The 7,675-nt window shown below is 72.8% G+C and carries 5 protein-coding genes; 2 read left to right on the top strand and 3 right to left on the bottom strand.

Features of this window, described 5'->3' with window-relative positions; translation table 11 throughout:
* Positions 1–272 precede the first annotated feature (272 nt).
* The gene (locus tag KBZ10_RS28735; protein ID WP_210990678.1) at positions 273–1,154 is read left to right on the top strand and encodes an alpha/beta fold hydrolase; all 882 of its coding nucleotides are present in this window, start codon (positions 273–275) and stop codon (positions 1,152–1,154) included.
* 103 nt (positions 1,155–1,257) lie between these two features.
* Here the strand turns inward: KBZ10_RS28735 and mycP are convergent, their stop codons facing one another.
* Positions 1,258–2,745, bottom strand: a complete 1,488-nt coding sequence (gene mycP, locus KBZ10_RS28740; protein ID WP_210990679.1) for a type VII secretion-associated serine protease mycosin — start codon at positions 2,743–2,745, stop codon at positions 1,258–1,260.
* A gap of 1,099 nt (positions 2,746–3,844) precedes the next feature.
* Between mycP and KBZ10_RS28745 the strand changes: the two genes are divergently transcribed.
* On the top strand, positions 3,845–4,432 hold the full coding sequence (locus KBZ10_RS28745) for a hypothetical protein (protein WP_210990680.1): 588 nt from the start codon (positions 3,845–3,847) through the stop codon (positions 4,430–4,432).
* Here the strand turns inward: KBZ10_RS28745 and KBZ10_RS28750 are convergent.
* A complete protein-coding gene (locus KBZ10_RS28750) occupies positions 4,426–5,016 on the bottom strand; it encodes a hypothetical protein (protein WP_210990681.1) in 591 nt (196 codons plus the stop codon). The genes KBZ10_RS28745 and KBZ10_RS28750 overlap by 7 nt on opposite strands.
* A gap of 247 nt (positions 5,017–5,263) precedes the next feature.
* A complete protein-coding gene (locus tag KBZ10_RS28755; protein WP_210990682.1) occupies positions 5,264–7,609 on the bottom strand; it encodes a xanthine dehydrogenase family protein molybdopterin-binding subunit in 2,346 nt (781 codons plus the stop codon).
* Between the last annotated feature and the right edge of the window lie 66 nt (positions 7,610–7,675).

A 7,675-nucleotide genomic window follows, 5' to 3' on the forward strand; every position in this document is an offset into this window, starting at 1 on the left:
CGGTCAAGCGGTGCCCCGAAGCCCGGCGGCAACACCCCCCAGGTCATCCGTACGACAGGGGGCACACAGCCATACCGGACCCGGGGGCCAGGCGCCCCATTGCGGGGCCACGAAAAAGGTAACGGGGGCAGTCTTCGTATGGTGAGCGACGGCCGAAAGGCCAACGACCAGGGGGGCCGTGGATGACGGGGCGGGCCCGCGAGCGGTCGCCCTCCCGGGTGGTCCCGCGCCCCGCCGGGGGTGCGCGGCCGCTGGCGGGGCACCCGCAAGGCATGCCCCGCTACCGCTCGTACGACGACACCGAGCTCGCCTACCGCGTCCTGGACACCCGCGACGGCGCGGCGACCCCGCCCGTGCTCTGCCTCGCGGGCGGCCCCGCGCGGGACGCCGCCTACCTGGGAAACCTCGGCGGTCTCGACGCACACCGTCCGCTCGTCCTCCCCGACGCGCGCGGCACCGGGGACTCCCCCACCGCGGCCGACCCGTCCGCCTACGCCTTCCCCGCCCTCGCCGAAGACCTGGAGTCGCTGCGCGAGCACCTCGGTCTGGAGCGGTTCGCCCTGCTCGCCCACGACGCGGGCACGGCGACCGCCCAGGCATACGCGGCCGCGCACCCCGGCCGGCTGAGCCATCTCGTCCTGCTCTGCCCCGGCGCCCGGCTTCAGGGCGAACTCCCGGACGACGCACGCGAGATCTTCGCGTCCCGGCGCGGTGAGGCGTGGTGGCCGGACGCGGCGGCCGCCATCGACGAGCTCGCCCGGGTCGCCGACTTCGAGGAGGTGCGCAACCTGCTGCTCCGGGCCGCGCCGATGGCGTACGCCCACTGGGACGAGCCGCAGCGGGCCCACGCCGCCACGGAACCCGGGCAGCTCAACCCGGTGCCCCGCGCCGGCTTCTGGCAGGGCGTGGGAGAAGCGGCCCGGAAGGCGATCCTCGAACGGCTCGGCGACACCGACTGCCCGGTGCTGGTGATCACCGGCTCCCTGGACGCGGTGACGGGCGTCCGCTCCGGCGAACTGGTGGCCGGATCCTTCCCCCGGGCGCGGTCGCACGTCCTGAAGGAGTCCGGCCACTACCCCTGGATCGACCAGCCGGACGCCCTCCGCACCCTGATCGAGGACTTCCTGGCCGGCACCCTGCCCGCCCCCCGGTGACAGACCCGCACACCGAAGCCGTCCCACGCCCTTGGCCCCGGCACCCGACAGCCGGGGCACGGCACCGGCACCCGGGGCACGGCATCGGGGCACGGCAGCCGCCTCAGACTCCCGGCTGCGGCCCCCGCCCACCGCCGGCCCCGGGCGGATACGGCGCACCAGCCGACGGCGGAGAAGACGCGCCGGGCGGGGCCCCGGGCGGAGCTCCCCCCACCCCGGACTCCCCGCCCGGGTTGGCCGGATTGGCCGGATTGGCCGGAGCCGGACTCCCATGGGACTGCTGTGGGGTCTGCCACGCGGCTTGCTGCACCCGCGGATACGCATGCGGGTGCTGCTGCTGGTGCGGCATTCCGACCGGCGGCCGGACACCCGCCGCCCCGGCCACACGCCGCCGTCGCGAGACCACGACCGCAGCGCCGACTCCTCCGCCGATCAACGCGGCCGCTCCGAGACCCAGCCCGATCCACAAAGCGGTGTCCCCGCCACCCGCCGCCTCACCGGCCGCCTGCGGCTCCCCGGTGCCGCCTCTCTCCCCGGGGGATCCGGGCTCCGCCGCGACCGGCTCCAACTCCCCGGGGATCGGATACACATCAGCCGGCCCGGGGTCCCCGGGATTGCTCAGCGCGATCCGCGGCCGGACAATGCCGTAACCGATGTAGTCCGTACGCTTCTTGCCGCTCTTGGCACCGCTCGCGGTATTGATCATCACCCGCAGCACCTGGTTAGCCGTCCAGTCGGGGTACTTGGCCCAGATCAGCGCGGCGGAGGCGGAGGCAAGCGCCGTCGCGTCACTGGTGCCGTGGCTGACGCACCACCCGCCCCGCTCTCTGCAAGCCGCCACTGTTTCGTCACCCGGAGCCGCAAGATCAACCTGAGGGCCGCTTTGAGACTCGCGGGTGGCCTTCCCGTCTCTGTCGGTCGCAGCCACGCCAACGACTCCCGGAAGGGCAGCCGGGTAGAGCACCGGGTTCCGCTCTTTGCCGTCGTTACCGACACCCGCAAAAATCAACGCGCCTTTGGAATCGGCATACTTGACAGCAGCAGCCAACTCCCGCTGTTCGGGAACGGGCAATTCCGTGGCGAGAGAGATATTGATGACCTTCGCTTCCGAGTCGGCTGCATGACGAATCGCCGAGCCGACCGTGCGGGCAAATCGCTCAGTACGGTGGGCCTCCGTCTTCGCAGTCTTTCCCTGGGGTACTCGCAGCGGGAGGATCTTCGCGTCCGGCGCGAGGCCAACGGCCTTGCTCTCGGGCCCCTCGCCGCTTCCGGCGATGATGGCGGCCATGATGGTTCCGTGCCCGTAGTAATCGTCGTGCTCGTCCCCTCCGTATCCGGAGAAATCCTCTCCGTCGAGCACTTGTCCTCGCAAATCCGGCAGATTTGGATCCACACCGCTGTCGATGACAGCTACGGTGACACCCTTGCCGGTACTGGTCTTCCACATCTCATCGGCCCTCATGGCGTCCAAATGCCACTGCTGCGAACGCACGGAGTCAGCGTGCGCAGTCGTGCCCGCTGCTCCAGTCAGCAGCACGCCGAGGCAGCTCACCACTACCGTGATGAACTCCTTGCCCTTGACCTTTGCCATGCGATTCCGCGCTTTCCTCAGGCCTTCCGGACGATGTCAGTCAACGACAGGTGGCACCACACGGCGACCACCCTGCAGCCGGGTCTCCTCCTCTTCGGCCGGGTCACCTCGTCGAGGCCCGGCTTCGCGGTCCCGTGATGGCCGTGCCCCTGTCATTGGCGTACTTCCACGACGGCCGCCGGGCGCCCCGCTTCCTCTGGAAGAGACAGAGCCCTGCACTGGGTCCGACCCGGCCGGCGTCGCCGTCTGCCGTGACACCGCTCCGGGGCCCCGACCCCTGCTTCCGGCCGTCCCGCCTGGTTCGGAAACCGGTCGCCGCCCCCGGGGCAGGGCTTGTCCACTCCCTGACCTGGTGGCTCCGTTGGCGCCACCGTGCCCAACCGGCCCTCTGCCGTTGCCGTGGACGGCCTCGTTGCCGACAACGGTTCCACGCGGGATGGCGCCTGCGGAACGACCGCTGTTCTGAGGCGTGGGGCGACCTCCGTAGATCCCGTGCTCGCCCCCTCGCAGGGGCGCACGCCCCGCCCCTTGCGCGGGTTCCGAACCGGCCGTCGGCGGGCGGCCCACCGAAGGCGTGCCTCTGCCGACGGGGCCACCGGCCACACTCTGAGGGCCACGTGGTGGCGCGATGGAAGGCCAGTTCCCCGGCTGGGGAGAACCAGGGCCGCCGGTCGGCGTATTACCGCCCGGATGCTGAAGACCTGGTCCGGGTTCGGCAGGGATCGGCGGAGCAACCGCTCCACCCCCGGCGAGTTCAGTGGCGATCTGTTGCGCGGGTCGGCCAGCGGCCGGTGCCTCGCCGGAGAACGGCACAGGAACAGTTTTGTCACTGCCCATTCCCCTTGTCCTGGCTTCCTCATGGTCCGCAGACGACTGACCAGCCGCTCTCCGGCCTCCTGGTTCCCCCGGTTGCCCGGACACTCCGGAACGGTCCCGCCATTGGTTGATGTTCTCAACGGACTGGCCCCGCTCCGGCGGCAGGACCGCCGCCGGCGGGGGCGGGAACTTGGGGCGTTCCGCCGCGCTCATGTTCATGGAGGACCAGCGGTAGGAGCCCGCCAGCTTCGTCATCAGGCGGGCCGCCTCCGCATGGTCCTCGTTGAGGCGGGTCTGGGCCGCGAGGGCCTCCTTCGGGCTCGGGCCCGTCAGCACACCGCCGCCCCCGGCGTCCTTCGACTGCGCGACGGCCGTCTCCGACAGCATCAGCAGGCCGCCCGGGTTCCGTTCGAAGAACGCGTCGAGCAGAGCCCGGGAGCCGCTGGAGTGCGGCGGCATCGCCGCCTTCACCTCGGCCAGGACCGTCGCGGCCTCGGTCAGCCACGCACCCGCCGTCTTGCTGAACTCGCTCAGCCGCAACGTCTCATGGGCGACCTTGGCACCCCACTTCCGGAACGCCTCGCCGCCCTCACCCTCCCAGGCGACGGCCGTCATCCGGGTTTTGAGCTCGGTGCCGATCTCCTCGATCGTCACCGCGGCCTTCTTCAGCTTTCCGCCGAGCTTGCTCGTGGTCTCCGGATCGGCCCCCTCGATCATCGCCCGCATCCGCTCATGCGGCACGGACTGGAAGTCCGTCTCCGTCAGCGCCGTCTCCAGCATCCGCCGTGGATTGAAGGCGCCGCCCCATGCGGAGTCACCCACCGCTGCTCCCCCTCCCGCCCCGTGCCCGGAACGTCTCGCGCATCAGTAACCCGCCCCCGCGCTGTCGTCGCCGGCACCCGGCGGCCGGTGCGTGTCCGCCTGCTGCGCCGCGCCCGGCCGGTCGCCGCCGCTGCCGGGGCTCCCGGCCCCGCCGCCCTGTTCCCGGCGGTAGTACCGGTCCGTGAAGTCGTGGATCTGCCACATGCGTTCGCGGTTGTCGAGGTCGATGTTCTCGTAGCCGACCCGCGCCGCGTGGACGGCCGTGCTCATCGCCTCGATCTGGCCGGAGAGCAGCTCGGACAGCGCGGTCAGCTCGTCGTGGACCTCCGCGTAGACCTTGTGCAGGCCCTCGGCCTCGGCGAAGCCCGAGCCGAGGTGCGTCCCCGGCAGGCGGTGGTCCGCCATGCGAACCGGTGCGGCCTCCGAGTCGCCCAGGTCCTTGAGCAGTTCGTCCACCCGGTTCTTGAAACCCTGCAGTGAGCTCAACTCGGTGTAGAGGTCCCGCGCGCCGCGCGCTGCGGCCACCGCCGCGCCGCCGATCGCGGTCAGCCCCGCCCAGCCGCTTCCGCCGTCCGCGCTGCCGCCCGTTCCTGTGTCGTCCTGGTCCGCCACGTCGTCTCCCCCGTCGTGCACACGGTCACGGTCGCATTCCCGGCTGTACGCTCCACCGGGCCGAAGGCCGCAGGTCATCCGCCGTCCGGCCGTACGGCGGACCGGTCTCGCCGCCGTCCGCCGCCCCCGGCCGCCCATCGCCCCCGGGACGCAACTCGCCCGGGGCGGTGCGGCGTTAAGAGGTTACTGTGTGTCGCCGACAGTTGTCTCGCCAGCTGCCCCCCGCCGAGGTCACACGGGCCGGACGGTGCCGGGACCGCCCCCGCCCTCAGGCCCGGCCCGGTACCGCGACCGCCGCCTGCGGGCGGATCGGGAGGCGGTTGACCGGGCGGCCCGTCGCCGCCCGCACCGCCGACGCCACCGCCGCCGGGGACGTCACCACCGGCACCGCGCTGGCCGCCTTCGCGCCGAACGGCGCCACCACATCGCGCTCCTCGACGAGTTTGACGATGCGGATGTCCGGGACGTCCAGCGCGGTCGGCAGCGGGTACCCGGTGAAGTTGGGGCGCCGGACGACCCCCTTCGACGTGCGCAGGTTCTCCGTCAGCGCCGCGCCCACGCCCTGGGTGACCCCGGCCTCGATCCGGGCCGCCAGCTGGCGGGGGTTGAGCACCCGGCCGACGTCCTGCGCCACGGCCATCTCCACGACGCGTACCGAGCCCAGCTCGATGTCGACGTCGACCACCGCGCGGACGGCGCAGAAGGCGAGCCCCACGAAGGCGTCGCCCTGGCCTGACTCGTCCAGCGGTTCCGTCGGGTGCGGCCGGCACTGCGCGGTCGCCCACAGCTCCTTGCCGTCCAGGGTCTCCGCGACGGTGGTGCTCAGCACCCCGTCATACGACGTGATCTTGCCGTCCGCGATGGACAGCAGTTCCGTGGACATGCCGAACTTGTGCGCCAGCGGCTGCAGGAGCTGGGTGCGGACCATCTTCGCCGCGCGCTCCACCGCCCCGCCCGAGACCCAGGTGTGGCGGCCGTGCGCGGCCGGACCGGCCGGCGGCTGGTCGGTGTCGACGGAGGCGACGTGAACCTCCTCCACGCCCAGCGTCTCCTGCACGATCTGGCGGGCCAGCGTGGAGAAGCCCTGGCCGGTCTCGACCGCCGCGCAGATGACGGTGGCCACCCCGTCGTTGACTCTGACGGTGGCGGTGGACACCTCGTCGGTCCCCTCCGCGCCGAGGACGTGCACCATGCCGAGGGCGTAGCCGACGCCGCGCCGCACCGCGCCCGGTTCGCCGGCCCCCTCGGAGCCACCGGGCAGCAGCCAGTCCTCCTCCGGGGCGTCCTTGGGCAGCGCGGGCAGCGGCGCGTCGCGTACGGCCTGGAGGAGTTCGGCCACGGGGGCCGGACAGGTCACCGTCTGGCCGGTGGGCAGCAGATCGCCGGTGGCCATCACATTGCGCATCCGCAGCTCGGCCGGGTCCAGGCCCAGCTTGGCCGCGAGCTTGTCCATCTGGCCTTCGTACGCGGCGCACACCTGCAGGGCGCCCTCGCCCCGGACGTGGCCGGACGGCGGGTTGTTGGTGCGCACCGCCCAGCCCTCGACGAAGGCGTGCGGTACGACGTACGGGCCGCAGGCGAAGGCCACCGCGGCGGCCAGGGACTCCGAGGACGCCTCGGCGTAGGCCCCCGCGTCCAGCAGGATCTGCGCCTCGACCTTGACCAGCCGGCCCTCGGCGTCGGCGTGGTGGCGGTAGCGGAGCAGGGTGGGGTGCCGGTGGGCGTGGCCGAGGAAGGACTCCTCGCGGTTGACGGCGATCTTCACGGGGCGTCCGGTGCGCAGTGCCAGCAGCCCGAGAGGGAGCTGCACCCCCGGGTCCTCGCGGTCGCCCATCGCGCCGGGCACGCCGGTGACGACGACCTTGACCTGCTCCGCGGGCAGGCCGAAGCAGGCGGCCGCCAGGTCGCGGTCGGCGTGCGGGTCGGTGGAGGCGGTGTAGATCTCGACGCCGCCGTCGGGGCGCGGCACGGCGAGCCCGGCTTCCGCGCCGATGGGCGCCGGGTCCTGGCGGCCGATCCGGTACAGGCCCTCGACGATCACCTCGCCGGTGATGTCCGGGTCGCCGTAGCGCAGCGGGATGTGGCGGATGAGGTTGCCGTCGGGGTGGAGCGGTTCGGCTTCGAACGCCTTCTCCGGGTCGGTGACCGGTTCGAGCACCTCGTACTCGACGGCGATCGCGGCGGCCGCCAGCCGGGCGGTGTCCGGATGGTCGGCGGCGACGGCGGCGATCGGCTCACCGTGGTGGCGGACCAGTTCCTTGGCGAAGACGGGCCGGTCGGCCACCCTGCGGCCCTGGTTGGCGTCGCCGGGGACGTCCTCGTGGGTGATGACGGCCTCCACGCCGGGCATCTCGGTGGCGCCGGAGGTGTCGATGGAGAGGATCCTGGCGTGCGGGTGCGGTGAGCGCAGTACGGCGGCCCAGAGCAGTCCCTCGGCCCACAGGTCGGCCGCGTACGGGAAGGTGCCGGCGGTCTTCGGGAAGGCGTCGTGCGGCGGCAGGGAGGAGCCCAGACCGTGCGGTGCCGGCTCCTCGGCGGGCAGCGTGCCGCCGTCGACGGCGGCGGGTGCGGTCAGGCCCGCCGGGTTCGCGGTGGCCGCGTCGGGACCGGTCATCTCACGCTGCCTTTCCGCTGCCGCAGGGGAGAGTGGGGAGGTGGGGGATGCGCAGGCGCCCGGGGG

The organism is Streptomyces sp. F63, assembly GCF_018070345.1.
Taxonomy (GTDB): Bacteria; Actinomycetota; Actinomycetes; order Streptomycetales; family Streptomycetaceae; genus Streptomyces.